Consider the following 26,224-nt stretch of genomic DNA (forward strand, 5'->3'; position numbering starts at 1 on the left):
GCGCCCGCTCCTCAATCCAGCGCAGGCACGGTAAAGCCCACGGCGTGGTCGCCTTCGCCCGCAAGGTGAACACGCCCCTGCCCGTCCACACTCAAGCGACCATCGACGAACCAGCGCACGGCCTGCGGATAGATGCGGTGTTCCTGCGCCAGCACGCGCGCCGCCAGGCGCGCCTCATCGTCGCCGGGCAACACCGGCACCACCGCCTGGACGATGATCGGGCCGCAGTCGAGCGTCGCCGTCACGAAATGCACGGTCGCGCCATGCACGCGCACGCCAGCCTCCAGCGCGCGGCGGTGGGTGTGCAGGCCGGGAAAGGACGGCAGCAGCGAGGGGTGGATGTTGATCAGGCGGCCTTCGTAGCGCCGCACGAAATCGTCGGTCAGCACACGCATGAAGCCGGCGAGCACGACCAGGTCGGGCCGGTAGCCGTCGATGCATCCGGCCAGCGCCTGGTCGAAGGTGGCACGATCGGCATAGGCCTTGTGATCGACCACGGCGGTCTCGATGCCGCGCTCGGCGGCAAACGCCAGCCCGCTGGCGTCGGGACGGTTGCTGATCACCGCGGCGATGCGCGCACCGGGAATGGCGGCGTCGACAATGGCCTGCATGTTGCTGCCGCGGCCGGAAACGAGAATGACGATGGACTTCATCTGGAAAATTCGACTGAAACGCCCGGGCACATTCAGTACACGGGCAGAAAAACCGCGGTGGTCAGGTTCTGGACAACGCGCGTCACCGTGCGTTCGGTCTCGTCCTCGACCACGTCGGACAGCGCATCGAGCAGGCCGACGATGCGGCCGAACTCCCGCTCGAAGCTGAGGTTGGACGATTCGCCGAGTTCGTTCGACAGCAACAGCGGCTGTCCCTGCCCATCACGGGCCGACGCCAGCTTCCAGGCTGCGATCTCGACGTTGCGGGCCGCATTGTAGAGGTGCTGAGGCTCGAGATCATCCAGAAGGTAAAAAACTTCGCGATCGCCGAAGGCCGACTGGACCATGCTCCCCAGCCCGACGATCAGGGCCTGGACACGGTCGCCGCGGAATTCGGGGTGCAGGGCGACGTGCAGCGCGTCGAGATCGCGCCGGTTGCCGAGCGATTCGAAACGCCAGCGGTGCTGCTCGTCGAAGATGCGCGAGATCGCCGCTTCGGCACTCGGCGCGCCGGCCTTGCGCCATTCACGCGGATTGCGCTTGTAGAGCTTGTCGGCCAGGCGGCGCAGGCTGGCGAAGATGTGCTGCTGGTGCGTCTCGGCCACACGGTTGATGTCCGTCTTGATCAGCTGCCGCGGATCGAAACCCCGCTCGCGCGTCGCATTCGGCGCCGTGCCGGGGGCGGAGCAGCCGGTCAGCGCCACGCTGGTTGCCACGACCAGCCCTGCGCACCGCCACGCCAGGGCGTGGCGATCGACCTTCGACGCGAGTGAAGTCTTACCCATGCGCATCATCCCGGCGGGTGCTGTGCCCGCATCATACCGGAAGGCCCCCGCCGCAAACGCAGCAGGCCCGCAACGTATAATCGCGCCCTTCCCGACCGCTGCCTGCCGCCCATGTCCGTCATTCATCGCCTGTCCGACCTGCTGGTCAACCAGATCGCCGCCGGCGAGGTCGTCGAGCGTCCGGCCTCGGTACTCAAGGAAGTGCTGGAGAACGCGGTTGACGCCGGTTCGCGCGCCATCGAGGTGCAACTGGAGCAAGGCGGCGTGCGCCGCATCCGCGTCGCGGACGACGGCTGCGGCATCGAGCGCGACGACCTCGCGCTGGCGCTCGAACGCCACGCGACGAGCAAGATCGCCACGCTCGACGACCTCGAGCACGTCGGCACGATGGGTTTCCGCGGCGAGGCGCTGGCCGCCATCGCGGCGGTCGCGCGCACCTCGATCACCAGCCGCGCCGCCGGCGCCAGCCACGCCTGGCGCATCGACGGCAGCGACCGCAGCCTGGCACCGGCGGCACTGGACCAGGGCACGGTGGTCGACGTCGCCGACCTGTACTACAACACCCCGGCGCGGCGCAAGTTCCTCAAGACCGAAGGCACGGAGTACGCCCACTGCGACGACATGTTCCGCCGCGTGGCGCTGGCCCGCCCCGACATCGGCCTGCAGCTCTCGCACAACGGCCGCGTCATCCACCGCCTGCCGCCAGGCAGCCCGGCGGCGCGGGTCGCGGCCCTGATGGGCGACGACTTCCTGCAGCATGCGCGCGAGGTCTCGGCCGAGGGCGGCGTGCTGCGCCTGACCGGCTTCGCCTCGCTGCCGGCCTACTCGCGCGCCAGCCGGGATGCGCAGTTCTTCTTCGTCAATGGCCGCTTCGTGCGCGACAAGCTGCTGACCCATGCGGTGCGCGAGGCCTACGCCGACATCCTGCATGGCAGCCGCCATCCGGCCTACGTGCTGTTCCTCGAGCTCGATCCGGCCGGCGTGGATGTGAACGTGCATCCGGCCAAGATCGAGGTGCGCTTCCGCGAGTCGCGCGCCGTGCACCAGTTCGTCTATCACGCCCTCAAGCGCGTGCTGGCCGAATCGGGCGCCGGGCGCATCGAGGCCGAACCCGCCGCCGCCCAACCCGCGGCAGGCGCGGGCTTCGGCATCGCCGCCAACACCGCCCGCTACCCCCTTGCCGGCGGGCACCCGAACGCGATGTCGCCCACCCCTCCCGGCACGCGCACCTGGGCTGGCATGCCCCCGCAGCAGGGCCAGCTCGCCATGGACTCGGCCAGCCGCGCCTACCTGGACTTTGCCGCCGGCGCGCAGGCTCCGCTCACCGGCGCCGCCCCCCCGATGGCCGCTGCCCGGCCGCTACCCGATGGCGACGGGGCACCGCCGCTCGGCTTCGCCCTTGCGCAACTGCACGGCGTCTACATCCTGGCGCAGAACCGTGCGGGTCTCGTGCTGGTGGACATGCACGCCGCGCACGAGCGCATCCTGTACGAGAAGCTCAAGACCGTGCTCGACGGCCGGCCTGCGGTGCAGCGCCTGCTGATCCCCGCGGTGTTTTCCGTCGGCCCCAAGGACATGGCGGCCGCAGAAGAATGTGCCGACGTGCTCGCCGGCATGGGCTTCGACGTGAGCGCGGCGGGGCCGGAGGAACTGGCGGTGCGCAGCGTGCCGGCCCTGCTTGCCAGCGCGCCGGTGGCCGAGCTGATGCGCAAGCTGCTCGAGGAACTGCGCGAATTCCCGGCGTCCGACGTGGTCACCGCGCGCCGCAACGAACTGCTCGCCACCATGGCCTGCCATGGCGCCGTGCGCGCCAACCGTCAGCTGACCCTTCCCGAAATGAACGCGCTGCTGCGCGACATGGAAGCCACCGAGCGCGCCGACCAGTGCAACCACGGCCGCCCGACCTGGACGCAGCTCACGATGGCCGACCTCGACCGCTTCTTCATGCGCGGCCAGTGATCTCGCCGCGCAGCCCGGGTCAGAGCTTGTAGATCAAGGCCCCGAGCACAACCAGCCCCACCGTTGCCCAGCCGAGGCGGTCCACGTAGATGCGCAGCATGCCCTCCATGCGCGCGCCGCCCCAGGCCATCAGGCCGGCGACGAGAAAGAAGCGCGCGCCGCGCCCGACGAAGGACGCGAGGGTGAACGGCAGCAGCGCCATCGACGCCACACCGGCCGCAATCGTGAACACCTTGTAGGGGATCGGCGAGAAGCCGGCGATGAAGATCGCCCAGAAGCCCCAGGCGTCGAACCACGCCACCGCCTGTTCGTAGGCGCCCCAGTAGTTCGAGCCACGCAGCCAGGGCTCGATCGCGTCGAAGGCGAAATAGCCGATCAGGTAGCCGAACAGGCCGCCCGCCACCGAGGTCAGCGTCGTCAACAGCGCGAACCACCACGCCCGTCGCGGATTCGCCAGGCTCATCGGCGCCAGCATCACATCGGGTGGAATCGGAAAGAACGAGGACTCGGCGAAACTCATCCCGCCCAGAAACCAGGGCGCGCGCGGATGGCGCGACCAGCGCATTGCGCGCTCGTACAGCGGAGAAAAGATCTTCACGTCAGGGGTTTCCTGCAACATTCGAAATCGCGCCCCATCGGCGCGAGGGCGCAATGATACCCGTGCAGCCCGGCCTGCGATGCATTCCCTGCCTACATGCGAAACGGGTTGCGCAATGCCTGCGTAGTGCCCAGAATCGAGCGTTCGAGCCAATCGCCCGCTTTTTCGGGGCACTGCCGCGCCAGCCGCCATGCCGATCCGCCTCTTCAAGCCCTTTTCCCTACGACTTGTCCTGATCGTTCCCTACGTGGTGCTCGTCATCGGCCTGGCGATCGCCATCGGCATGCTGTCCTACTCGGCGGGCAGCCAGGCCGTCGCGACGGTATCCTCACACCTGCTGCTGGAGACCGTCGGGCGCATCGCGCAGGCGGTCGACCGCCACATCGTCGGCTCGAGCGCCGTCCTCGAAACGGCCTTCCCGACCGGCGTGCCGGCCCCCCCGTCCCTCGAATCCGACTTCCATGAGATCCGCAGCCGGTTCTGGGTCGCCACCACGCTGCACACCGACCCGAACAACTACGTCTATTTCGGCAACGAGGCCGGCCAGGGTCTCGGACTGTTCAGGCACACCGCCGACGAGGTCGAGTTGCGCATGAAGCTGCGACCGGACGAGCACCGGGCGATCTACACCTTCACCGGCATCGACGGCCCGCTGCAGTTCCAGCGTCGCGAGGCCAATCTGTTCGACCCGCGCACGCGCCCCTGGTACGCCGACGGCAAGCGCAACAACGGCCACACCTGGACCTCGGTCTACATCGACTTCGGCACCCGCCAGCTCGTGGCCACGCGCGCGCGCCAGGTCCACACGGCCGCAGGCACCTTCGATGGCGTCGTCGCCACCGACGTCTCGCTGAAGGCCCTCAACGACTTCGTCGGACGCCTGAAGGTGTCCCCGAATGGCGTCGCCTTCATCATCGAACCGGACGGCAACCTCATCGCCTCGTCGGCCAGCCGCAACGTCGTCACCCTGCCCGACGGCAGCAGCGGTCGCCTCAACGCCGGCCGCAGCGACCATGCCCTGCTAAAGGCCGCCTACGACACCGTGCAGGGGCGCATCGCCGCCCGCGACGACAAGGATCTGCCGCGGGTCTTCGACTTCCATGCGGCCGACGGCAGCCTCGTGCACGCGGCGTTCGACCGCATCCGCGACGAGGCCGGGCTCGACTGGGTCATGGTGGTCGCGATGCCCGCCAGCGACTTCCTCGGCGGCGTGCGCGAGAACGTCAGCCGCACCATCGTCCTTGCGACGCTGGCCGTGCTGTTCGCGATCTTCATCGGGCTCAGCATCCTGAGCTGGGTGTCGGACGACCTGCGCCGCCTGTCCGAGGCCGCCCGGCGCGTGGGCGACGGCGAACTCGACGCACCGGTCGGCATCGAGCGTCGCGACGAGATCGGCGCACTGGCCCGCAGCTTCGAGACCATGCAGAACCGGCTGCGCACCGACCGCCTGACCGGACTTGCCAACCGCGAGGCATTCATGGACCAGTTGCGCCGCCGCCTCGAGGCCGCACGCACGGATCGCCGCAAACACGGCCTGGGCGTGCTGTTTATCGACCTCAACGGCTTCAAGGCAATCAACGACACCTACGGCCACGACGCGGGCGACCGCGCCTTGCAGGAGATCGGCCGGCGCCTATCGGGCCAGGTGCGTGAAAACGATCTCGTCGCCCGCTACGCCGGGGACGAGTTCGTCATCCTCCTCGACCCGGTGGACGATCGCAGCGACCTGATGACCGTACGCGGCCATATCGAGCAAAGCCTGCGCGCGCCCCTGGAATCGATCGGCAGTCCCCAAAGTCCGGTGACGAGCGGCGGCGCGGTAGGCGCAGCCCTGTTCCCCGAGGACGGCGACGACGCCGAGGGCCTGCTGAAGAACGCCGACCGCGCCATGTATGCGGACAAACATCATGGCAGCGGACAAGCTTGACGACCATACGCACCCTGGTTTGCTGCACGCCCGACAGTGCTCATGCGTCGGATGGACGGCTCACGGCACCTTGCGGATTCGCACGAACACCGGAAAGCGTGGCAATCCGCCGCCGGTGAGTTCGCGGTAGCGATAGGTCACCTCACTGCCGAACGGGGGCGGAGCACGCCGGTCCGCATCGCTCAGGCCGGAGCCGATACGAAAGCGCCGGCCGTCCGGCGTCTCCACCTCGAGCGCGCCCACCATGCCTGCGTACTTGCCGCGCCCGGGCAGATGCCCGACGACGCGGGCTTCTGCATCGAGGAAGGGTGTCAGCTTGAGCAAGGCCTCGCTGCGACCGTTCTCCCAGGGCGCATCGGCACGGTGCAGCATCAGCCCTTCGCCACCTGCCGCAAGGACCGCGTCGAGCGTTGCCGCGAGCGCGGCGGCATCGACCACGCGGAACTGCGGCACGACCTGCAGCCACGGCAGCCCGGCGCGCTCGACGATGCCGCGCAGGCGTGTCAGGCGTTCGTCGAAGCTCCCCGCGGCGCCCGGGGTATCGAACACCATGTAGCGCACCGAACGCCAGCCCGTCTCGTCCACCGCCTCGCGCCGCACGAGCCCCGACACGGCCTCGAAGCGTCCGCGCCCCAGCCACAGCTCGCCATCGAGCGGTACGTCAGGCAGGGCCGCGATGAACCAGCCCGGCGCCGGAATCGGCCGACCGCTGCGAAAACGCAGGCGCTGCCCGTCCCAGCAGGCGCGCACGCCGTCGAGCTTCTCACTGACCCAGTAAGCGGCCGGATCGAGCCCTTCGCGCCAGCGACCGGCGAGCATCGCAGCGGGCGGAACATCCTCGCTGGCGATGCCGCGACGCAGGGACAGGAGCCCTGCGCACAGGATGGCGCGCAACATGCGGCGACGCGCGGGAAAGCGTTGAAGGCGCTTCATTCAGGGCGTGTGCGGTGGCAACAGAGCGCGCATGGTAATCCATTTTGCATATCCGCATAGACTTCTGTGGCAGATCCGCCTGCCCGCCCCCGCCCCTTTCTGCACTGGAAAGCGGATAATCCGCGGCGCCTGCAATGAACACCCGAGCCGTGACCGACACCCTGCCCTCCCTGCCTCCCGCCCTGCTGCTGATGGGCCCCACCGCCAGCGGCAAGACCGCGTGCGCGCTGGCACTTGCCCGGGCGCTGCCGATCGAGATCATCAGCGTCGACTCCGCGCTCGTGTATCGCGACATGGACATCGGCACGGCCAAACCGAGCGCCGAGGAACGGGCGAGCTGCCCGCACCACCTGATCGACATCGTGTCGCCGGAAGAGGCCTACTCGGCGGCACGCTTTCGTGCCGATGCATCACGCCTGATGGCCGAGATCACCGCCCGCGGCCACATTCCGCTGCTGGCCGGCGGCACCATGCTGTACTTCAAGGCGCTGCGCGACGGGTTGTCGGACCTGCCGCCCGCCGACGCCGAGTTGCGTCGCGCCATCGACGAGGACGCCGCCGCGCGCGGCTGGCCGGCGCTGCACGCCGAACTCGCCCGGCTCGACCCCGACGCCGCCGCACGGCTCGAGCCCGCCGACGCCCAGCGCATCCAGCGCGCGCTCGAAATCGTGCGCCTCACCGGCCGGCCCCTGGCCGAGAGCTACGCCCGCAAGGAAGACGACGCACTGCCCTGCCGCCTGCTGCCGATCGCGATTGCGCCCGCCGATCGCGGCGTACTGCATGCGCGTATCGCCGAACGCTTCGACGCCATGCTGCACGCCGGCTTCATCGACGAAGTCCGCCAGTTGCGCCGCAACTACCACCTGACACCGGACATGCCCCCAATGCGCTGTGTCGGCTACCGTCAGGCCTGGGAATACCTCGACGGCGACATCGGCTACGACGAACTGCGCTTCAAGGGCATTGCCGCCACGCGCCAGCTCGCCAAGCGCCAGCTCACCTGGCAACGGCAGTTCCGCGAGACCTGGCCGGGCTTCGTCGAACTCGACTGCCTGCGCCCCGATCTCGCCGACGCGGTCGGTCGCGCAGCGCTCAGCGTGCTGGGCCGATAGGCGCCCGCCCCTCTACACATCACCGCAAGGAATCACGCACATGGACCAGCAGATCATCGACGACATCAACCAGTGGCTGGACGAAGTCGTCATCGGCCTCAACCTCTGTCCCTTCGCCGCCAAGCCGCGGCGCGAGAAGCGGGTGCGCATCGCCATCAGCCATGCGACCGACGAGGAAACGCTGCTCAACGACCTGCAGGCCGAACTCGAGCGGCTGTCCGACACGCCGGTCGATGAGCTGGAAACGACCCTGCTGGCGATCCCCGACATGCTCGAGAACTTCGAGGACTACAACGACTTCCTCGACGCGGTCGACCTGTGGGTGGAGCAGTTCGGCTGGGAAGGCGAGCTGCAGGTCGCCAGCTTCCATCCGCAGTACCAGTTCGCCGACACCGAGGCCGACGAGCCGGGCAACCTGACCAACCGCTCACCGTGGCCGCTGCTGCACATCATCCGCGAGGAGAGCCTCGAACAGGCGATCGAACACTACCCGGACGTCGAGGGCATCCCCGAGCGCAACATCAAGCGCATGGAGGCGCTGACCGGGGATGAGAAGCGCAAGCTCTTCCCCTACCTGTTCGGCTGAATCGGGGGCCGGCGCGTTCAGGCGCTCGCGCCCTCCGCCTTCACCGCCGGCTCGACCGCCTCGCGCTCCCGGCGGGCCAGCAACGAATACACCGTCGGCACCACGAACAGCGTGAAGAAGGTCCCGAGCAGCAGGCCGCCCACGATCACCCAGCCGATCTGCTGCCGGCTCTCGGCGCCCGCGCCGGTGGCCAGCGCCAGCGGCACCGAGCCCAGCACCATGGCGCCGGTCGTCATCAGGATCGGCCGCAGGCGCAGCACCGAAGCCTCGATCACCGCCTCCAGCAGCTCGCGCCCCTGCTCGCGCAGCTGGTTGGCGAACTCCACGATCAGGATGCCGTGCTTGGTGATCAGGCCGACCAGCGTCACCAGGCCGATCTGGCTGTAGACGTTGAGGGTGCCACCGGTCAGCCACAGGGCACCGAGCGCGCCGGTCATCGACAGCGGCACCGTCAGCATGATGATGAAGGGGTCGCGGAAGCTCTCGAACTGCGCTGCCAGCACCAGGTAGATGAAGGCCAGCGCCAGCACGAACACCAGCACCAGGCTTGCCGAGCTGGTACGGAACTCGCGCGACTGGCCGTCGTAGTCGGTCGCGTAGCCTGGGGGCAGGATGCGCGCCGCGGTCTGGTCCATCCACTGCAGGGCTTCGCCCAGCGCGAAGTTGGGCGCGAGGTTGGCCGAGATGGTCACGGAGCGGCGCTGGCCGAAGTGGTTCAGCTCGCGCGGCGCCACCGCCTCGCTCACCTTCACCACGTTGGCCAGCGGCACCATCTCGCCGTTGCGGGCGCGCACGAAAATGTCGCGGATGTCGCGCGGATCGGCCCGGCTGGCGGCGGCGACCTGCACGATCACGTCGTACTGCTCGGCGTCCTGCTTGTAGCGCGTGACCTGGCGGCCGCCGAGCATGGTCTCGAGCGTGCGGCCGATGACATCGACCGGCACGCCGAGGTCGGCCGCGCGGTCGCGATCGACCTCGACGGAGAGTTCCGGCAGGGTCAGCTTGAGGTCGGTGTCGGGCGAGATGAAGCCCGGGTTGTTGCGCATTTCCTCGAGGATCATCTCGGTGTAGCGCGCCAGTTCGTCGTAGGACTCCGAGGTCGACACCACGAAGCTCAATGGCCGCGAGCGCGGACTCTGACCGAAGGCGGCCGGCATCACCGGGAAGGCGTTGACGCCCGGAATCGCCCTCAGCTTCGGCCCGAGCTCGCCCGCGATCTGCGCCGCGCCGCGCTCGCGCTCTGCCCAATCGGTGAAGCCGACGAAGGAGATCCCCTGCGACACCGTCGGGTTGCCGGCGATGACCAGATACCGGTCCACCTCGGGCAGGCTGGCATAGACTTCCTCGATCTCGCGCGCATAGCGCCCCATGTAGTCGATGGTTGCCCCTTCCGGGCCGCTGAAGATGCCGATCACGCGGCCGCGGTCCTCCTGCGGCGCAAGTTCGGTCTTCAACTGCCCCATCAGCAGCACCGACGACCCGGCTACGAGCGCGAACACCAGCATCACCAGCCAGCGTGCCTTGAGCGATGCGGCCAGCACGCCGCGGTAGCCCTCGGTCATCCAGTCCAGGAAGCGCTCGATGCCGTTGTAGATCGGGCCGTGCCTGGGCTCGTGGCGCAGCAGCTTCGAGCACATCATCGGCGACAGCGTCAGCGCCACGAAGCCGGACACGATCACCGCGCCGGCCAGCGTCAGCGCGAACTCGGTAAACAGCTTGCCGGTGCGTCCGGTCATGAAGGCCACCGGCGCATACACCGCAGCCAGCGTGATCGTCATCGCCACCACCGCAAAGCCGATCTCCTTCGCCCCCTTGAAGGCCGCGGCCACCGGCTCCATGCCCTCCTCGATGTGGCGGTAGATGTTCTCCAGCACCACGATCGCGTCATCCACCACCAGGCCGATCGCCAGCACCAGCGCCAGCAGCGTCAGCGTGTTGATCGAGAAGCCGAACGCGAACATCAGCGTGAACGCGCCCACCAGCGACACCGGGATCGTCACCAGCGGCACCAGCATCGCCCGCCAGTTGCGCAGGAAGAACAGGCACACGCCCGCCACCAGCAGCACCGCCTCCCAGATCGTGGCGAACACCGCGTCGATGGAGCGCTCGATGAACACCGTGGAGTCGTTGGCGATGGTCATCGACATGCCCTCGGGCAACTCGCTCTCGAGCCGCGGCAACATCTCGTCGAGCCCGCGCTTGAGGTCCAGCGGGTTCGCGGTTGCCTGCTTGATGAGACCGATCGAGATGGAGGGCCTGCCCATGAAGCGCACCGACGTGCGCTCGTTCTCGGGCGCCACCTCGACGCGGCCGATGTCGCGGATGCGCACCGGATAGTCGGCGGCGTTGGCCGGCTGGCGCACCACCACGGCCTCGAATTCGTCCACCTGGGCCAGATCGGTGCGTGCCACCACCGCGAATTCGCGCTGACTGCTTTCGATGCGGCCAGCGGGCAGCTCGACGTTCTGTCCGCGGATCGCGTTCTCGATCTCCTGCACGGTAAGGCCGAAAGCCGCCAAGCGGTCGCGGTCGAGCCAGATCCGCATCGAATAGCGACGCTCGCCGAACACCCGCGCATCGGCCGCGCCTGGCAGGGTCTGCAGCCTGGGCTTGATGATGCGGCTGGCGAAATCGCTCATCTCCAGTGGCGAATGGCGGTCGGACGAGAAGGCGACCCAGATGATCGGGTTGGCGTCGGCCTCGACCTTGGCGATCACCGGTTCGTCCACGTCATCCGGCAGCCGGCGCCGCACGCGCGACACCCGATCGCGCACGTCGGCCGCGGCACTGTCGGCGTCGCGCTCGACCCGGAAGCGGATGGTGATCTGGCTGCGCTCGGAGCGGCTGATCGAGGACAGCACGTCCACGCCCTCGATGCCAGCCAGCGAATCCTCCAGCGGCTTCGTCACCTGCGACTCGATGATCTCGGCGCTGGCGCCGGTGTAGGTGGTATCGACGGTCACCACCGGCTCGTCGATGTTGGGATACTCGCGCACCGTCAGCCGCGAGTAGGACATCAGCCCCACCAGCAGCACGAGCAGTGACAGCACGGTGGCGAACACCGGGCGCTTGATGCAGATTTCGGAGATGACCATCTTCGCGGCTTCCTGTGACCCGTGACCCGGCGCTCAGCGCGCCGCCGCGGTGTTCTGCAGTGCCTGCAGCACCTTCACCGGCGCCCCGTCGCGCAGCTTGAGCTGGCCGGCCGTCACCACCTGTTCGCCCGCGGCAAGCCCGCTGGCGATCTCGACCACCGCCTCGCGCCGCACGCCGGTCGTCACATTCACCCGCTCCGCCTTGCCGTCCGCCACGCGGTAAACAAACTGCACGTTGCCCGGCGCGGGCACCAGCGCCGCCTCGGGCACCACCAGCACCTCGGGCCGCTCGGCTAGGATCAGGCGCACGCGGGCGAACACACCCGGCCGCAAGCGGCCGTCGGGATTGGGCAGGCTGGCGCGCAGGCGCACCGCGCGGCCCTGTGCATCCACCAGCGGGTCGATCGCATCGACACGCGCGGCGAAGGTCTCCCCCGGCAGCACGTCGCTGGCCAGTTCGAGCGACTGCCCCGGCTTCACACGGTCGAGGTACAGCTCGGGCAGGCGGAAATCGACCTTCAGCGTGGCGATGTCCTCCAGGTTGATCAGCGCATCGCCGTCCTTGACGTAGTCGCCCGGACTCACGCTGCGGATGCCGACCACACCGGCAAAGGGCGCGCGGATCTGCGTGCGCTCCAGCCGCGCCTGCGCCAGCGCCACGCCGGCCCGCGCCAGCTCCAGTTCGGCGCGGGCGTTGTCGCGACTGCTCTGGCTGACGAACTTGCGCGCGAACAGGTCCTCCGTGCGGCGGAAATTGGCTTCGGCCAGCGTCAGGTTGGCGCGCGCCTGCTGCAGCTCGGCGCGCTGTACGGCGGCATCCAGCTCCACCAGGACTTCGCCGCGCTTCACCGCATCGCCGTCGCGGAATGCGATACGCGAGATTCGCCCCGCCACCTCGGGTCGCAGCACCACCGACTCGTTGGACACCAAGGAGCCCACCGCCGTCACATCGTCCGCCATCGCGCGCGCGGCCACGAGCGCCACCTCCACCGGAACCGGGGCATTCTGGCCACCGCCCGCGCCCGCCTGCTGCGGCGCACCTGCCGACTGGGACACCCCATTGCGGCTACCAGGCTGGTTGGCATACCAGGCAAACGCCGCCAGACCGGCAAGGCCAACGACACACAGGGCGACAACAAGGGGACGACGAGAGGACATGGCGATCCGTTTGGGCTACGAAAGGGAAACCCCGCGATTGTCACACAGGGTGGCGGGACGGCGCTGAGGGCTGACAGCGCATGCGGGCCGCGAGTTCATCAAGCGGCGATAATCGGATTCGGTGCGAGGGATTTCAGCGCCCTTCCTCTCAGAACGTGTGAATCAATCTCGGCTGAGATCGGATATCGTTCAGGCCATGAAGCCCGAGCCGAATTCGCCGACCGAGGGGCAGCGTAGCGCTGCGTTGTTTGACGACTTGCCGGTCCCGGCTGAAGGCGCGGCGGCACCTGCCGATGCGCCCCAGGGACGCCCGCGCGTGCAGACGGCGCAGCGCAACCAGATCGAGTTGCGCGCCTGCGACCTGGATGCATTGCTTGCCCCCGGGCATGCCGCGCGCACCGTGTGGGCCTTCGTGCAATCGCTCGACCTGGCGCCGCTGTATGCGCGCATCAAGGCCGTGGAAGGCCGCGCGGGCCGGGCGGCGATCGATCCGGCAATCCTGGTGGGGCTGTGGCTGTACGCGACGATCGATGGTGTGGGTTCGGCGCGCGAACTGAACCGGCTGTGCGAGCGCGACGATGCCTACCGCTGGCTGTGCGGGGGCGTCGGGGTCAATTATCACAGTCTGGCCGACTTTCGCACCGAGCACGCCGCCTGGCTCGACGCACAGCTCACGCGCAGCGTAGCGGCCTTACTCGATCGGGGGTTGGTTCAGCTCAACCGCGTCGCCCAGGACGGCATGCGGGTGCGCGCCCATGCCAAAGCGGCCAGCTTCCGCCGCCGCGACCGGCTCGCCCGCCTGCTGGCAGAGGCGCGTGCGCAGGTCGAGCGGCTCAAGCAGGAACTGCATGACGATCCGGCGGCGAGCAGCCGCCGCCAGCAGGCCGCCCGGGAACGGGCCGCGCGCGAGCGCGAGCAGCGCCTGGCCCGGGCATTGGCGACCCTGGACGAGCTCGACAAGGTCCAGACGAAGAAGGGACGGACTGACAAACGCAAGGCCGCACCGCCGCCCGACGACGAGCCGCCGGGCAGCGCGCCGCGCGTGAGCACCACCGACAGCCAGGCGCGGGTGATGAAGATGGCCGACGGCGGCTTTCGCCCCGCCTTCAATGCGCAACTCGCCGTCGATGCCGATACCCAGATCATCGCCGCGCTCGAGCTGACCAATGCCGGTACCGACATGCAGCAGATGGCGCCGATGCACACCCAACTGCGCAACCGCTATGGCCGCACGCCCGCCCAGTGGCTGGCCGACGGCGGCTTCGCCAAGCTCGAGCACATCACGGCGCTCAGCGCCGCGGGCACCGAGCCCTACGTGCCGGTGCCCGCCAGCCGCAACCCAACCATCGACCCGCACCTGCCCAAGGACGGTGACAGCGCGGCCGTCGCCCGGTGGCGGGCCCGCATGGGCACCGCGGACGCTGCCGAAATCTACAAGGCGCGCGCGGCCAGCGTCGAATGTGCCAATGCCCAGTTGCGCCGTCGCGGGCTGCACCGGTTCAATGTCTGCGGCACCGTCAAGGCACGCGCCATCCTGCTCTGGCATGCGCTTGCCCATAACCTGATGCGGGTGGCGGCCCTGGAGGCCGCAGCAGCCCACTAAACAACGCCGACGGCGCCGCCCAAAAAGGCTCTGCGCCACGCAGCACCGCCGGCTCCCATCTGATCAAACGGCCGCACCGCCGGTAGCTTCGGCCCGTCGGCGGCTTACGCCGACAAAGCGGTCCTCGGCCTACGCGCTCTTCGCATTGCGCTCGCCGCGAGCGTCGGCAATTTATTCACGCCTTCTCAGCGCAGCTGCTCGCCCAGCCGGTTCAATTCGGCGTCGCGCAGATGCGTCAGCAGCGCACTGCCATCGGGCGCGACACGGAACTCGCCCCAGCGCGCCGCCTCGTAGCGGTCTGCCGTGCCCTCCTGGAAGAAGAAGGCATTCGGTCCGATCGTCGGGCGCCCGTCCCGCTGCCGGATGCGCATCGCCACGGCCTCTCCGGCGGGCGGCGTGTCGGACACGCCCGTCAGTCGGGCGCGATCCTGCGCGTCGAGCGCCAGCACCGCATAGCGCGCCGGCGGCGACGGTCGTGTCCCGTCCCGCGCAGGCAACTCATTGTCGATCGCAAAGCGCAGCGCCATGTAGTCGCCCTGCATCAGCGAGCGCGGATCGACCGGCGCGAGCTGCAGCAGCACGACCTGCCCGTGCGTCAGCGTCTGTTCCCTGTCGTGGATTGCCTTCAACGCCACCCCCAGCACCAGCGCGAGCGCCGCGAGGATGGCCGCACGAACGTAGCTCGCCGACTTCATGACTCGTCTCCTGGATTCAAGCGACGCAATCCGCCGCGCACGGCCAGCAGGACCGCACCGCCCAGCGCCAGCAGGCCCGACTTGTGCAGCAGGCTGACATCCAGCAGGTAGTAGAACTCGCCCACGTACAGCACCGCCGCCAGCAGCGCGAACGCGGCAAGCGTGCGCTGGCTGGCCTGGAATGCGGCAAGGAAGACGGTCGCGGCCACGATCAGCCCCGGCACGGCATGGAACACCAGCCCCCACAACAGCGCCACCACCACGCCCGTCACGCGCCCGCGCTGTGACGCGCCCCGCAACAGATACGCGCCCAGGGCGACCAGCACCAGCCCGGCACCCGGCGCCAGCCAGGCCATGCCGCCGGCAAAGCCCGCATGGCCGACGACGGCCGCCGCCCAGGCATCGCCCCGCGCCAGCCTCAGGATGGCCGGCAGGGCCAGCGCCGCCACGCCGGCCGCCAGCGTCAGCGCACCCAGCAGCCCGCCGCGCGGATGCGTCGCCCAACGCGACCGCGTCACGCACGACCACGCCACGCCCGCCGCCAGCACCACGCCCAGGACCTCCGCGCCCGGGCCGGAGCCGATCAGCACGCCGGCATCGAAGATCAGGATCAGACCGCAGACCACCCGGTGCAGGCGGCTCGCGCGCGGCAACAGCATCGCCCCCGTCACCAGCAGCCCGACGCCCGCCAGCTGCCGATCGTGGTCGAGCACCAGGTCCCAGCGATCCCCCAGGGCCCACACCAGCAGCCCCTGCCCTGCAAGCGAGAACGCCAGCGCCATCTGGTTGGTGAACAGGCGGTCGAACCGGAACAGCCAGATCGCCGTCGCGCACAGCACGACGCCGGCCACGCCGCGCACCAGCGCCGTGGTGCCGAATCCGGCCAGCGGCAGCGAGACGGCCGACATGATGAGCAGCGACGCGAACCACGCCGCCACCCCCTGCAGCAGCATCAGCCACCACGGCCCGGGCCGTGTGGCCAGCAGTGCTGCGTGGCCCGCCGCGTCAACGATGCCGCGGTCGCGCAGCAGCTCCCCGAGTTCCGCTTCGGCCGCCCTCATGCCACGCCCTCCTCGCCCCGGCCCGCGCGATGAAGGCGCATCAGCCACCATCCTGCCGCCCCCGACGTGAAGATGACGAAGAGTCCCAGTCCGTTCAGCGCCAAGAAGCTGCGGCCATCGAGCAGTTCGGCCAGCCCGGCCGTCAGCACCGCAATCGTGGCGTAGCTCAGCAGCGCGAGGATCGCGATGTCCTGCCGCAACGCCCGATACACGATCGCCCCGGCGATCGCCGCCACCGCGAACACGGCCAGGCCCGGACGGAAGCCCGCCTCGAACCAGCCGGCGACCGCCGCCACGCACAGCGGCGCGACGATCCCGACCGCGGCCAGTCGCGGCATCCAGCGCCGCGACTCGCCCAGCAGCACGCGGCCGAAGCCCTCGAACAGCAGCAGCACGAGCAGGTTGAGCCCCGCCAGCGCCAGCAGCGAACGCAGATGGAACAGGCTGTCGATGTAGCCCCAGACGGCCGACTGCGGCAGCGCACGCAGCATGGCCGCGTTGACGACGACCAGCCACAGCGCCCAGCAGGCCGACGAGCGCGACAGGAGCGCGAAGGGCAGCATCAGCGCCGCCCACGCCGCGAACAGCTCCCACACGTCCGCGCCGGTCTGGTAGGCCTGACCGATGAGGGCCAGCAGTGCCCCGGTCGCGATGCAGGCACCGAACAGCGCGGCGCGGAATGTGACCTCGCGCGGCCTCGCCCACAGGGCGACCAGCGCGCACGCCAGCAGCGCGGTCGCCGCCAGACCGAACTTGGCGAAGCGGTGCAGCACATCCCAGTTGTAGGCGAAGAAGAAGACCAGCGCGGCACCCAGCAGCAGCGCCCCGCCGAAGGCGAGCAGGCGGTCGAAGGTCTGTTGCCACTCCCGCGCCTCGGGGTGAATCCGCGCCTGCGCCGCTGCCTGTCCGAACTGTTCGGGTGTCAGCGCCCCGCCCTCGGCGAGGCCGAAAAGCTGCGCACGCTGTGCGAGTGTCCAGCGCATGAATGCACCCCTGAAAATGAAGACTGCGTAGCGTAGCAGCAAGGCGGCCGCCCCGCGCCCCACCGCCCTCGGGAAGCGCTATGCTTTCTCCGTTGCCATCCACCAAGCCGATCAGGTCGATGCCGAACACGCCGCCCGCGGCCGCCACGCCTCCGGTCACCGCCGCATTCCGCTTCTACGAGGAGCTCAACGACTTCCTCGCGCCCGAGCATCGCCGTTGCGAGTTCGAGACCCGCTGCGCACGGGCCGCCACCGTCAAGCACATGATCGAGGCGCTCGGGGTTCCGCACACCGAAGTCGAACTGGTCCTGGTCAACGGCGAATCCGTCGGCTTCGATCGCCTGTTGCGCGACGGCGACCGCGTCTCGGTCTATCCGCGCTTCGAGACCTTCGACATCACGCCACTGCTCCGCGTACGACCGCAGCCGCTGCGCCAGACGCGCTTCATCGCCGACGCCCACCTCGGCGGCCTCGCCCACCTGCTGCGGCTCACCGGTTTCGACACCCTGTACGACAACGGCTACGACGACCCCGAAATCGTCGCCATCGCGGAACGCGAGGGCCGCATCGCACTCACCCGTGACCGCGAGTTGCTCAAGCGGCGCACCCTCACGCACGGCTGTTTCGTCCACGCCCTGAAGCCGGAGCAGCAGGCTGCGGAGATCTTCAGCCGACTGGACCTCGCCCGCAGCGCACGACCCTTCTCGCTGTGCCTGGAATGCAATGCCCCGCTGCGTCCGGTCGACCGCGACGCCGTCGCACACCGCCTGCCGCCTGGCGTGCGCGAGCGGCACACGCGTTTCTCCACCTGCGATCGCTGTCAACGCGTGTTCTGGGAAGGCTCCCACTGGCAGCGCATGCGCCAGATCGTCGAGCGGCTGCTCAAGCTGGGCGCCTGAAGCGGCTCAACCGCAGTCCGGCGCATCCTCTTCGTCGCCCCGCGCGAGCGCCCACAGGAGCAGCGCGCCGAACACGAACAGCAGCCCCCATTTCAGGGCCGAGCACGCGGCGCTGGCGAGATACACCGGCGCCACGTCGAAGCGCGGCATCGCGGTGAGCCACGCCTGCAGCACGTTCTCCACCGCATCGAAGGCAGCGGCCAGCGGTAGCACGAACGGCGCGAGACGACGCAATCGAAGCGACAAAGGCGCAAACAGGCGGGTTTGCGTTCCAAGCAGGTAGCCTAAGACGCCATAGGCAAGCAGCAAGGCCCCATCGACCCACAGATGCGCGCGATAACGGGCCAGATCCTCCGGCGGCCACAGGTGCACGATCTCGCCGAACGTGCGGGGCGTCCACGCGAACTGCAGCACCAACACGCCAGGAGACAGCGGCGCAACGATCCAGGCCACGATGGCGGCCAGAATCACGACGAGCGCCCCGCTCAGCCACAGCGCATGGCGTCTCCGGGACGGATGGCTGCCCGACACTCAGCCCCCCATGAACGACAGGTGAATGTCGCTGCCGTAACGCCGGATGATCTCGCGCTTGGCGGCGTGGAAGGCTTCGACGTCGGTCGCCTGCCCCGCCTTCGCGAGCCTGCGCCGCGCCAGCTCATCCGAGATGACATCCATGAACAGCTCGGCCAGCAGCAGCCGGGCCGAATCGCGGAAGCTGCCGCGCCCGTCGACATAAAGCTGCACGGTGGGCGCGGCGGTATTGATCAGGATGATGCGCTCCTCGGGGCTGTACACCGCGCGATCGGCGTCCTTCCCGAGGTAGCGGAAGGCGTAGCCGGCGAACAGGGCTTCGCCGTGATCGCGCGGCGGGCGGGCGTGACCGACATGCGGCCGTGGATGATGGCTGTGGGTGGAGGCATGCTCGGCGATGACGATCTCGCACCACGCCAGGTAGCTGCCGACCCGGGCGAGGATCTCGCCGCGGTCGCCGGGCGCGGCACCGGTCGCAGTCCATTCGACGACGGGCGCCCCGCACAGATCGGCGAGCGGAATGTCGCTTCGCACCGGGTCGAGCTTCAAGCCCGCGCTGTGGGTCAGTTCCAGCTCGAGCCGGGCGTCGGCATCGAACTGCGCCGCGTCGACCAGCAGGCGGACATGGAAGAGGTGCTCGGGCCGCCGATAGTAGAACGGGGTGCTGAAGCGCAGCGGCGCGTGCTCGTCCTCCGGCACCGGCGCGTGCGCGCCGCCTTCAAGCGGCGGAGACGGCACGATGCCGAAATCGTGGATCGCGGCGCGGTTCATGCGCTGCAACAGGTGATCGATCATGTGGGCGGTGCGCCCGGAGGTCGTCGCCCGCTCGATGTGGTTTAGCTTTTCCTGCTCGGCCAGCACGCAGGGCGCGATCATCCGGCTGACCGCCCGGGCGAAGGCTGCCACGAAGGGCGCCTTGAGGTTCAGGCCTGCGCGCTCATCGCTGATGACGGCGACGCCCTGCCCGAGCATGTCCGCCAGCGCGGGACAGCGGACGGTGCCGAACAGGTACTCCGTACCCACCTGGTTCTCGTAGTCGAACAACTGGCAGTCCAGCACCGCGGTGCCGGCCAGTACCAGCAGGCCGTTGGTGCGCTCGTCACCGCGCGGGGTCAGATCCGCATCCAGCGCACGCTTGAGGGTCAGCGCGAAAGTATACGTCCGCCGCTCGTGCTGGAACTGCCCTTGCAGCTCCGGCCCGAGCAGCACGATCGCCGGCGGCTCCCCGAAGCACAGCGGGCCGCTGCGCTCGATCTCCACCCCGTCCTGCAGGTGCACCAGCTCGACCTGCCGCCGCCGCAGGATGTCGCGCAGGTAGATGTTGTCGGCCAGCGCCTGCACCAGCGCGGCGAACTGCGCGATGCTGACCTGGGTGCCGTCGATGACGATCGCGACACGCGTGCCATGGTCGGCGATGGCCAGCCGCGCACGGTCGCGCTCGGTCGCGATCCGGTCCTGTCCGCCGTCGTCGTACAGGTACTCGCCCTGCTCGCCGCGGAAGAGCTCGATGCGCGACAGGCGTCCGTCGCGGATCGTCTCGATCCAGCCCGAGCCCAGCCCGAAGACGGCCTGCTTGAGACCACGGCCGAAGAAGCCGCGCCCGCCACCCAGCCCCCGCGCCAGCGGACTGTGTGCGCCACCGTAGCTGAGGATGGCGCAGGCCAGGGCGAAACGCATGCCTTCAGCCTCGTCGCCCACCATGACCAGTGCGCCGCGCCGGTGGCGCTCGTAATGGATCTGGATCTTGCCCGACACCGGCACGCCGGCGCCTTCGAGCCGGGCGTAGCTGTCGTCGCTGTTGGTGATCAGTTCGACCAGCGCCTTCTCGATGGAAGCAAAGCGCCGGGAATCGATGTCGATGACCCGCTGATCGACGGGAATTGCATTGACGGCCATCCTAGCCCCCCTGCAGCAGTCGGGCGCGGCGTGCGAACGGCAGAGCCTCGTCATTCGCTCTGCGCCTCGGAGCCAGTTTATCCCTCCTCGTGCGCGGCGGGGGCTGCGTACGGCCGTCCCCTCAGCGCCGCATGCATCTGCGCCGGAGCACGAAACCGTAGGCCAGCAGATTCACGATCACCACCACGCCGGCCAGCACGAACTGCGTGTCACGCGTGAGACCGGCCGGATAGATCAGGGGCAGCAGGTAGTGCTCGATGAACCCGCCTTCGAAGCCCGCCTGCCCGGCCAGCGCCCGCAGGCGGTTCTCCAGCGGGGTGAGGGGGCAGAGGCCGCCGCTGAGCTCGATATACACGCCCCACGCCGCCGCAGGCAGATGCAGCAGCGGCGCCCGACGCCAGCGCAGCGCGAGCAGGCCGCCGAGCAACACGAAGACGATGAAGCCCAGGTGCAGCAGCAGGACGGCGTCGGCAGCAAGGCGGAAGAGCATGATGCGGGCTCCGTTAACGCAAAACCCGGCGCGCGGCCGGGTTTCGGGACAAGGTCGGCTGCGCGCAGCCCCGGCGAACCGGCGACCTCAGCCGACGATGGTCTGCGCCTCGCCGTCCTTGCGCGCATCGATGCGACCGATGCGATGGACAGTCTCGCCCGCCGCCTTCAGCGCTGCCTCGGCCGCATCGGCGTCGGCCGCAGCCACCACCACCGCCATGCCGATGCCGCAGTTGAACACGCGGTACATCTCCTGCATGTCGACGTTGCCTTCCTTCTGCAGCCACTGGAACAGCGGCGGCAGCGTCCAGCTCGCGGCGTCGATGCGGGCGGTCAGTTCGTCGCGCAGGATGCGCGGCACGTTCTCGGTGATGCCGCCGCCGGTGATGTGGGCCATGCCTTTCACCACGCCCGGCTTCGCCTGCATCAGCGCCAGCAGCGGCTTGACGTAGATGCGGGTCGGCTCCATCACCACATCGCGCATCTTGCGACCATGGAAATCGGCGTCGAGATCGGGCTTGGCGACCTCGATGATCTTGCGGATCAGCGAGTAGCCGTTGGAGTGCGCGCCGCTCGAGGCCAGGCCAAGCACCACGTCGCCCGGCACGATCTTGCTGCCGTCGATGATGTCGGCCTTTTCCACCGCACCGACAGCGAAGCCGGCAAGGTCGTATTCGCCCGCCGGGTACATGCCCGGCATCTCGGCGGTCTCGCCGCCGATCAGCGCGCAGCCGGCCAGCTCGCAGCCCTGAGCGATGCCCTTGACCACGTCGGCGGCCGTGTCGACCTCGAGCTTGCCGCAGGCGAAGTAGTCGAGGAAGAACAGCGGTTCGGCGCCCTGCACCAGGATGTCGTTGACGCTCATCGCCACCAGGTCCTGGCCGACGGTGTCGTGCTTGTTGAGCTGGAAGGCGAGCTTGAGCTTGGTGCCGACGCCGTCGGTACCCGACACCAGCACCGGCTCCTTGTACTTCTTCGACAGTTCGAACAGCGCGCCGAAACCACCGATGCCGCCCAGCACCTCGGGACGCATGGTGCGCTTGGCGAAGGGCTTGATGCGGTCGACCAGCGCGTCGCCGGCTTCGATGTCCACACCGGCGTCGCGGTAGGAAAGGGAGGCTTGGTTGGAGGAGGTGGGTGCGCTCAAGATCGTTCCTCTGGACTCGGAGTAAGACAGGAAGAAGGCTGGAAGAAAGCAGGCCTGCAAGCTGGCCGGATGCCGCGTGGCGGCAGACTCGGCTTGAGGCCGCAACGCCAAGTGGCTACATTTACGGGTTTCGCGGGTGGCATGCTCCCGCGCCAAGTCCGCGATTTTACTTGAAATGAACCCTCCCCGCGCCCATCGTCTGCAAACCTTTGCCTGGACCGCGGCAGGCATCGCGCTGATCGGGCTGTTCTGGCTGCTGGGCCCCATCCTGGCGCCCTTCGTCATCGGCGCGGTGTTCGCCTACATCTGCGACCCCGCGGTCAACTGGATGGTGGCGCGCCGTGTACCGCGCGCCCTGGCGGTGCTGGTGGTGATCTTCTGCCTCGGCCTGCTGCTGGTGGCACTGGCCCTGATCCTCGTCCCGATGGTGTATCGCGAGGGCGTGCTGCTGGTGCGCCGCCTGCCCGACCTGGTCGAGATGTTCAACGCCCAGGTCGCCCCGCTGCTGCAGACGCGACTGGGCATCGAGCTGCAGCTGGACGCCGCGCAGTTCCGCCAGCTGATCGCCGATAACTGGAGCAATGCGCAGGACCTGGTGCCGATCGTGCTCGGCCACCTCAAGACCGGCGGCATGGCCTTGCTGGCCTTCGTCGCCAACGTGTTCCTGATTCCGCTGGTGATGTTCTACCTGCTGCAGGAGTGGCCGCGCCTCCTCGCCGAGCTGCAGCGCATCGTGCCGCGCCCCTGGCTCGAACGCACGATGCGCATCATCAACGACATCGATTCGGTGATGTCCGAGTTCCTGCGCGGACAACTGTCGGTGATGCTGCTGCTCGCGGTGTTCTACAGCGTGGGGCTGTGGCTCGCAGGGCTCAATTTCTGGCTGCCGGTGGGCGTGCTGACCGGCCTGCTCGTGTTCATCCCCTACGTCGGCTTCGGCGGCGGGATGATCCTGGCCATCCTGGCCGCACTGCTGCAGGCCGAAGGGTGGCCGCTGCTGATCGGCGTGGCGGCGGTGTATGGCCTGGGCCAGCTGGTCGAGAGCTTCGCGCTGACCCCCTACCTAGTGGGCGAGCGCATCGGCCTGCATCCGCTGGCCGTGATCTTCGCGCTGATGGCCTTCGGCCAGCTGTTCGGCTTCGTCGGCGTGCTGGTGGCGCTACCGGTCAGCGCGGCGCTGCTGGTGGGCCTGCGCGAGGTGCGCGACGCCTGGTTCGCGAGCCCGGTCTATCTGGGCACGCAAGCACCAGAGGCCGTTGCGCAGGATCAGGAAGAACGATGAAGCAGCTCGTCCTCGACATCCGCCCCGACGCCCCGCCCACGCTCGAGAACTTCGTCGCCGGCGCCAACGCCGAACTGGTGGCGATGCTGTCGCTGCAGGCCTCGCTGGCCACCGCGGGCCAGCTGCCGGCCCGCCATCTCTACGTCTGGGGCGCCCCGGGCAGCGGTCGCAGCCACCTGCTGCGCGCCACGGTGGCGATGGCGCGCGAGCACGGCCGTCCCACGCACCTGCTTGCGGCCGAGGACGTCGAGGACGGTCTGCCCGAGACGGCCGACGCGCTGGTCGCGGTCGACGACATCGACCAGCTCTCGCCCGACGCCCAGATCGGCCTGTTCAACGCCTTCAACCGCAGCCGCGGCAACGGGCAGTCGCTGCTGCTGACCGGCCCCGTCGCCCCGCTGGGCCTGCGGCTGCGCGAGGACCTGCGTACCCGCATCGGCCAGTGCCTGATCTACGAAGTGCAGCCGCTCGACGACGACTCGCGCGCCACCATTCTCGCCACGCTGGCCGAGCGCCGCGGCCTGCGCCTCGCCGACGAGGTGGTCGATTTCCTGTTGCGCCACGGCCGGCGTGAGCTGTCCAGCCTGCTGGCGGTGCTGGATGCGCTCGACGCCGCCTCGCTCGAACGCAAACGTCCCATCACCCTCCCCCTGCTGCGCGAGATGATGCAGCAGGGCCTCGAAATCTGAATCCTGGAGTTCTGCCTTGAATCTCGTTCTGTTCGACCTCGACAACACCCTTCTCGCCGGCGATTCGGACTTCGCCTGGGCGCAGTTCCTGATCGGCAAGGGCGTGCTCGACCGCGAGGTGCAGGAAGCGAAGAACATCGAGTTCTACGAGCACTACAAGGCCGGCACGCTCGACATCTTCGCCTTCCTCGACTTCCAGCTCGCGCCGCTGGCACGCCACCCGCGTGCTCAGCTCGACGCCTGGCACCGCGAGTTCATGGACCTGTCGGTACGCCCGATGATCACCGACAAGGCCCGCGCCCTGGTCCGCCAGCACCTCGAAGACGACGCGCTGGTGGCCGTCGTGACCGCGACCAACGCCTTCGTCACCGGCCCCATCGTGCGCGAACTCGGCATCCCGCACCTGGTCGCCACCATTCCGGCGCAGGAAGGCGGCGCCTTCACCGGCAAGCCGCGCGGCATGCCTGCCTTCAAGGCCGGCAAGATCGAACGCGTCGAGACCTGGCTGGAGTCGCTCGGCCTGCACATGGGCAGCTTCGAGCGCAGCTGGTTCTACAGCGACTCCCACAACGACCTGCCGCTGATGGGCCGCGTCTCCGACCCGGTCGCGGTCGACCCCGATGACACGCTGCGCGAACACGCCCGCCAGCATGCGTGGCCGGTGATCTCGCTGCGCTGAATCCCGGGCGGCGTCCGTCATGGCCGATCGGTTATCATTGCCCGCTTATGCAAGAACGACACCTTTTCCGATGATCCGCAAGCTGCTGCGCAAGGTTTTCAAGCGCCCGCAAAACGAACGCCACGAACCTGCCCTGATCCCCGTCGCCCGCCACGGCATCCGGCGCGAACAACTCTCTCCTGCAGCGCGCAAGGTCTGCTCGGTACTGCAGGAGAAGGGCTACAAGGCCTTCGTGGTCGGGGGTGCGGTACGCGACCTGCTGATCGGCCATCCGCCCAAGGACTACGACGTCGCCACCAGCGCCACGCCCGAAGAGGTTCGCGCCGCCTTCCGCCGCTCGCGCATCATCGGCCGCCGCTTCAAGATCGTGCATGTGATGAGCGGCCCCGAGACGATCGAGGTGTCCACCTTCCGCGCCGGCCAGGATGCCGAGTCGGCCGACACCGACGAGCATGGCCGCGTGCTGCGCGACAACGTTTACGGCAACCAGGAAGAGGATGCCACCCGGCGCGATTTCACGGTCAATGCGCTGTATTACGACCCCTCGACCGAAACCATCGTCGATTACCACCACGGCGTGGCCGACATCCAGCACAAGACGCTGCGCATGATCGGCGATCCGCGCACCCGCTATCGCGAGGATCCGGTGCGCATGCTGCGCGCGGTACGCCTCGGAGCCAAGCTCGGACTGACGATCGACCCCGCGGCGCGCAACCCGATTCGCGAGATGGGCGTGCTGCTGGAGAACGTGCCCGCGGCGCGGCTGTTCGACGAGATGCTCAAGCTGCTGTTCTCGGGCTATGCGGTGAAGTGCCTGAAGCAGTTGCGCGAAGAGGGCCTGCACCACGGCCTGCTGCCCCTGCTCGATGTGATTCTCGAGCAACCGATGGGCGAACGCTTCGTCTGGTTGTCGCTCGAGAACACCGACGAGCGGGTCCGCCAGGACAAATCGGTGTCGCCCGGCTTTCTCTTCGCCACCCTGCTGTGGCACGAGGTGCTGACCGCCTGGGAACGCCGCAAGGCGGCCGGCGAGCATGCCCAGCCGGCGCTGTTCGAGGCCATGGACGAGGTGCTGGACGCCCAGGCCGGCAAGCTCGCCATCACCCGCCGCATCGTCGGCGACATCAAGGACATCTGGGCGCTGCAGCCGCGCTTCGACAAGCGCGCAGGCAAGACGCCCTATCGCCTCATCGAGCAGCCGCGCTACCGCGCAGGCTGGGACTTCCTGCGCCTGCGCGCACAAGCGGGCGAAATCCCGATGGAGATCGTCGACTGGTGGGACCGCTTCGCCCACGCCGGCCACGACGAGCGCGAGGCACTGATCCGCCATGCGCCCGCCGAGAGCGCCCCCGCCGCCGCCAAGAAGCGCCGTCGCAAGCGCCGCAAGCCCGCGGGCGCCGCAAATGCCGCGCCGGCTGGCGAGACCATGCCGGGCAGCGAAAGCGCCTGACCAGGCCGCGACGC

General features: G+C 68.9%; 23 protein-coding genes. 10 read left to right on the top strand and 13 right to left on the bottom strand.

Annotated features, from left to right (window positions below; translation table 11 throughout):
• Positions 1-11: 11 nt before the first annotated feature.
• Complete coding sequence (gene purN, locus AC731_RS09120; protein ID WP_048705433.1) at positions 12-653, bottom strand: phosphoribosylglycinamide formyltransferase; 642 nt, start codon at positions 651-653, stop codon at positions 12-14.
• Between the two features lie 32 nt (positions 654-685).
• Positions 686-1,447 carry a hypothetical protein gene (locus AC731_RS09125; protein WP_205626672.1) on the bottom strand — a complete coding sequence of 254 codons (762 nt, stop codon included), beginning with the start codon at positions 1,445-1,447 and terminating at the stop codon, positions 686-688.
• Positions 1,448-1,549: 102 nt separating this feature from the next.
• Here AC731_RS09125 and mutL point away from each other — a divergent pair, with 102 nt between their 5' ends.
• Positions 1,550-3,397 carry a DNA mismatch repair endonuclease MutL gene (gene mutL, locus AC731_RS09130; RefSeq protein WP_048705435.1) on the top strand — a complete coding sequence of 616 codons (1,848 nt, stop codon included), beginning with the start codon at positions 1,550-1,552 and terminating at the stop codon, positions 3,395-3,397.
• Between the two features lie 19 nt (positions 3,398-3,416).
• On the opposite strand, the gene AC731_RS09135 is transcribed toward mutL, so the two are convergent.
• Positions 3,417-3,995 carry a YqaA family protein gene (locus tag AC731_RS09135; protein WP_004254283.1) on the bottom strand — a complete coding sequence of 193 codons (579 nt, stop codon included), beginning with the start codon at positions 3,993-3,995 and terminating at the stop codon, positions 3,417-3,419.
• A gap of 190 nt (positions 3,996-4,185) precedes the next feature.
• On the opposite strand from AC731_RS09135, the gene AC731_RS09140 reads away from it, so the two are divergent.
• On the top strand, positions 4,186-5,922 hold the full coding sequence (locus tag AC731_RS09140) for a sensor domain-containing diguanylate cyclase (protein WP_048705438.1): 1,737 nt from the start codon (positions 4,186-4,188) through the stop codon (positions 5,920-5,922).
• A 60-nt stretch (positions 5,923-5,982) separates the two neighbouring features.
• Here the strand turns inward: AC731_RS09140 and AC731_RS09145 are convergent, their stop codons facing one another.
• Positions 5,983-6,819 (bottom strand): DNA ligase, encoded by an 837-nt coding sequence (locus AC731_RS09145; protein ID WP_004254273.1) that lies wholly within the window; start codon positions 6,817-6,819, stop codon positions 5,983-5,985.
• Between the two features lie 170 nt (positions 6,820-6,989).
• On the opposite strand from AC731_RS09145, the gene miaA reads away from it, so the two are divergent.
• Positions 6,990-7,967, top strand: coding sequence for a tRNA (adenosine(37)-N6)-dimethylallyltransferase MiaA (gene miaA, locus AC731_RS09150; RefSeq protein WP_205626648.1), 978 nt, complete (start codon positions 6,990-6,992; stop codon positions 7,965-7,967).
• A gap of 40 nt (positions 7,968-8,007) precedes the next feature.
• Positions 8,008-8,553: a DUF1415 domain-containing protein gene (locus AC731_RS09155; protein ID WP_048705443.1), complete on the top strand. Its 546-nt coding sequence runs from the start codon at positions 8,008-8,010 to the stop codon at positions 8,551-8,553.
• A gap of 17 nt (positions 8,554-8,570) precedes the next feature.
• Here AC731_RS09155 and AC731_RS09160 read toward each other — a convergent pair whose 3' ends face one another.
• The gene (locus AC731_RS09160) at positions 8,571-11,648 is read right to left on the bottom strand and encodes an efflux RND transporter permease subunit (RefSeq protein WP_048705445.1); all 3,078 of its coding nucleotides are present in this window, start codon (positions 11,646-11,648) and stop codon (positions 8,571-8,573) included.
• 33 nt (positions 11,649-11,681) lie between these two features.
• Positions 11,682-12,806, bottom strand: coding sequence for an efflux RND transporter periplasmic adaptor subunit (locus tag AC731_RS09165; RefSeq protein WP_048705447.1), 1,125 nt, complete (start codon positions 12,804-12,806; stop codon positions 11,682-11,684).
• A gap of 316 nt (positions 12,807-13,122) precedes the next feature.
• On the opposite strand from AC731_RS09165, the gene AC731_RS09170 reads away from it, so the two are divergent.
• Positions 13,123-14,409, top strand: coding sequence for an IS1182-like element ISThu1 family transposase (locus AC731_RS09170; RefSeq protein WP_048709925.1), 1,287 nt, complete (start codon positions 13,123-13,125; stop codon positions 14,407-14,409).
• Positions 14,410-14,594: 185 nt separating this feature from the next.
• Here AC731_RS09170 and AC731_RS09175 read toward each other — a convergent pair whose 3' ends face one another.
• The 3 genes from AC731_RS09175 to AC731_RS09185 are packed head-to-tail and all read right to left on the bottom strand — an operon-like array spanning position 14,595 to position 17,148.
• Positions 14,595-15,104, bottom strand: a complete 510-nt coding sequence (locus tag AC731_RS09175; RefSeq protein WP_048705450.1) for a GDYXXLXY domain-containing protein — start codon at positions 15,102-15,104, stop codon at positions 14,595-14,597.
• Positions 15,101-16,165 (bottom strand): DUF4401 domain-containing protein, encoded by a 1,065-nt coding sequence (locus tag AC731_RS09180; protein ID WP_048705452.1) that lies wholly within the window; start codon positions 16,163-16,165, stop codon positions 15,101-15,103. The genes AC731_RS09175 and AC731_RS09180 overlap by 4 nt, the downstream gene beginning before the upstream one ends.
• On the bottom strand, positions 16,162-17,148 hold the full coding sequence (locus AC731_RS09185) for a DUF2157 domain-containing protein (protein WP_048709928.1): 987 nt from the start codon (positions 17,146-17,148) through the stop codon (positions 16,162-16,164). The genes AC731_RS09180 and AC731_RS09185 overlap by 4 nt, the downstream gene beginning before the upstream one ends.
• Before the next feature lie 119 nt (positions 17,149-17,267).
• Here AC731_RS09185 and AC731_RS09190 point away from each other — a divergent pair, with 119 nt between their 5' ends.
• Complete coding sequence (locus tag AC731_RS09190; protein ID WP_048705454.1) at positions 17,268-18,047, top strand: Mut7-C RNAse domain-containing protein; 780 nt, start codon at positions 17,268-17,270, stop codon at positions 18,045-18,047.
• Positions 18,048-18,053: 6 nt separating this feature from the next.
• Here the strand turns inward: AC731_RS09190 and AC731_RS09195 are convergent, their stop codons facing one another.
• The 4 genes from AC731_RS09195 to purM form a co-directional block, all read right to left on the bottom strand.
• The gene (locus tag AC731_RS09195) at positions 18,054-18,518 is read right to left on the bottom strand and encodes a hypothetical protein (protein ID WP_237266634.1); all 465 of its coding nucleotides are present in this window, start codon (positions 18,516-18,518) and stop codon (positions 18,054-18,056) included.
• A 60-nt stretch (positions 18,519-18,578) separates the two neighbouring features.
• Entirely contained in the window at positions 18,579-20,474 is a 1,896-nt protein-coding gene (locus AC731_RS09200) for a hypothetical protein (RefSeq protein ID WP_048705456.1), read from the bottom strand.
• Positions 20,475-20,595: 121 nt separating this feature from the next.
• Complete coding sequence (locus AC731_RS09205; protein WP_048705458.1) at positions 20,596-20,964, bottom strand: DUF2784 domain-containing protein; 369 nt, start codon at positions 20,962-20,964, stop codon at positions 20,596-20,598.
• Positions 20,965-21,051: 87 nt separating this feature from the next.
• Positions 21,052-22,110, bottom strand: a complete 1,059-nt coding sequence (gene purM, locus AC731_RS09210) for a phosphoribosylformylglycinamidine cyclo-ligase (protein WP_048705461.1) — start codon at positions 22,108-22,110, stop codon at positions 21,052-21,054.
• Positions 22,111-22,285: 175 nt separating this feature from the next.
• Between purM and AC731_RS09215 the strand changes: the two genes are divergently transcribed.
• The 4 genes from AC731_RS09215 (at position 22,286) to pcnB (ending at position 26,210) form a co-directional block, all read left to right on the top strand.
• Positions 22,286-23,392, top strand: coding sequence for an AI-2E family transporter (locus AC731_RS09215; RefSeq protein ID WP_048705463.1), 1,107 nt, complete (start codon positions 22,286-22,288; stop codon positions 23,390-23,392).
• Positions 23,389-24,081 (top strand): DnaA regulatory inactivator Hda, encoded by a 693-nt coding sequence (gene hda, locus AC731_RS09220; RefSeq protein WP_004261640.1) that lies wholly within the window; start codon positions 23,389-23,391, stop codon positions 24,079-24,081. Before AC731_RS09215 ends, hda begins: the two co-directional genes overlap by 4 nt.
• A 16-nt stretch (positions 24,082-24,097) precedes the next feature.
• The gene (locus AC731_RS09225) at positions 24,098-24,760 is read left to right on the top strand and encodes a histidinol-phosphatase (RefSeq protein WP_004261636.1); all 663 of its coding nucleotides are present in this window, start codon (positions 24,098-24,100) and stop codon (positions 24,758-24,760) included.
• Between the two features lie 70 nt (positions 24,761-24,830).
• On the top strand, positions 24,831-26,210 hold the full coding sequence (gene pcnB, locus AC731_RS09230) for a polynucleotide adenylyltransferase PcnB (RefSeq protein WP_048705468.1): 1,380 nt from the start codon (positions 24,831-24,833) through the stop codon (positions 26,208-26,210).
• The last annotated feature ends 14 nt before the right edge of the window (positions 26,211-26,224 follow it).

The organism is Thauera humireducens (assembly GCF_001051995.2).
GTDB classification, from domain to species: domain Bacteria; phylum Pseudomonadota; class Gammaproteobacteria; order Burkholderiales; family Rhodocyclaceae; genus Thauera; species Thauera humireducens.

Bases quoted from the DNA above. Each gene is read 5' to 3' on its own strand.
- AC731_RS09190 (WP_048705454.1), top strand. From the start codon at position 17,268: ATGCCGAACACGCCGCCCGCGGCCGCCACGCCTCCGGTCACCGCCGCA.
- purN (WP_048705433.1), bottom strand. From the start codon at position 653: ATGAAGTCCATCGTCATTCTCGTTTCCGGCCGCGGCAGCAACATGCAG.
- AC731_RS09125 (WP_205626672.1), bottom strand. From the start codon at position 1,447: ATGATGCGCATGGGTAAGACTTCACTCGCGTCGAAGGTCGATCGCCAC.
- AC731_RS09160 (WP_048705445.1), bottom strand. From the start codon at position 11,648: ATGGTCATCTCCGAAATCTGCATCAAGCGCCCGGTGTTCGCCACCGTG.
- AC731_RS09215 (WP_048705463.1), top strand. From the start codon at position 22,286: ATGAACCCTCCCCGCGCCCATCGTCTGCAAACCTTTGCCTGGACCGCG.
- AC731_RS09205 (WP_048705458.1), bottom strand. From the start codon at position 20,964: ATGCTCTTCCGCCTTGCTGCCGACGCCGTCCTGCTGCTGCACCTGGGC.
- AC731_RS09145 (WP_004254273.1), bottom strand. From the start codon at position 6,819: ATGTTGCGCGCCATCCTGTGCGCAGGGCTCCTGTCCCTGCGTCGCGGC.
- AC731_RS09140 (WP_048705438.1), top strand. From the start codon at position 4,186: ATGCCGATCCGCCTCTTCAAGCCCTTTTCCCTACGACTTGTCCTGATC.
- hda (WP_004261640.1), top strand. From the start codon at position 23,389: ATGAAGCAGCTCGTCCTCGACATCCGCCCCGACGCCCCGCCCACGCTC.
- AC731_RS09200 (WP_048705456.1), bottom strand. From the start codon at position 20,474: ATGGCCGTCAATGCAATTCCCGTCGATCAGCGGGTCATCGACATCGAT.
- AC731_RS09175 (WP_048705450.1), bottom strand. From the start codon at position 15,104: ATGAAGTCGGCGAGCTACGTTCGTGCGGCCATCCTCGCGGCGCTCGCG.
- AC731_RS09185 (WP_048709928.1), bottom strand. From the start codon at position 17,148: ATGCGCTGGACACTCGCACAGCGTGCGCAGCTTTTCGGCCTCGCCGAG.
- pcnB (WP_048705468.1), top strand. From the start codon at position 24,831: ATGATCCGCAAGCTGCTGCGCAAGGTTTTCAAGCGCCCGCAAAACGAA.
- AC731_RS09180 (WP_048705452.1), bottom strand. From the start codon at position 16,165: ATGAGGGCGGCCGAAGCGGAACTCGGGGAGCTGCTGCGCGACCGCGGC.
- AC731_RS09165 (WP_048705447.1), bottom strand. From the start codon at position 12,806: ATGTCCTCTCGTCGTCCCCTTGTTGTCGCCCTGTGTGTCGTTGGCCTT.
- miaA (WP_205626648.1), top strand. From the start codon at position 6,990: ATGAACACCCGAGCCGTGACCGACACCCTGCCCTCCCTGCCTCCCGCC.
- AC731_RS09155 (WP_048705443.1), top strand. From the start codon at position 8,008: ATGGACCAGCAGATCATCGACGACATCAACCAGTGGCTGGACGAAGTC.
- mutL (WP_048705435.1), top strand. From the start codon at position 1,550: ATGTCCGTCATTCATCGCCTGTCCGACCTGCTGGTCAACCAGATCGCC.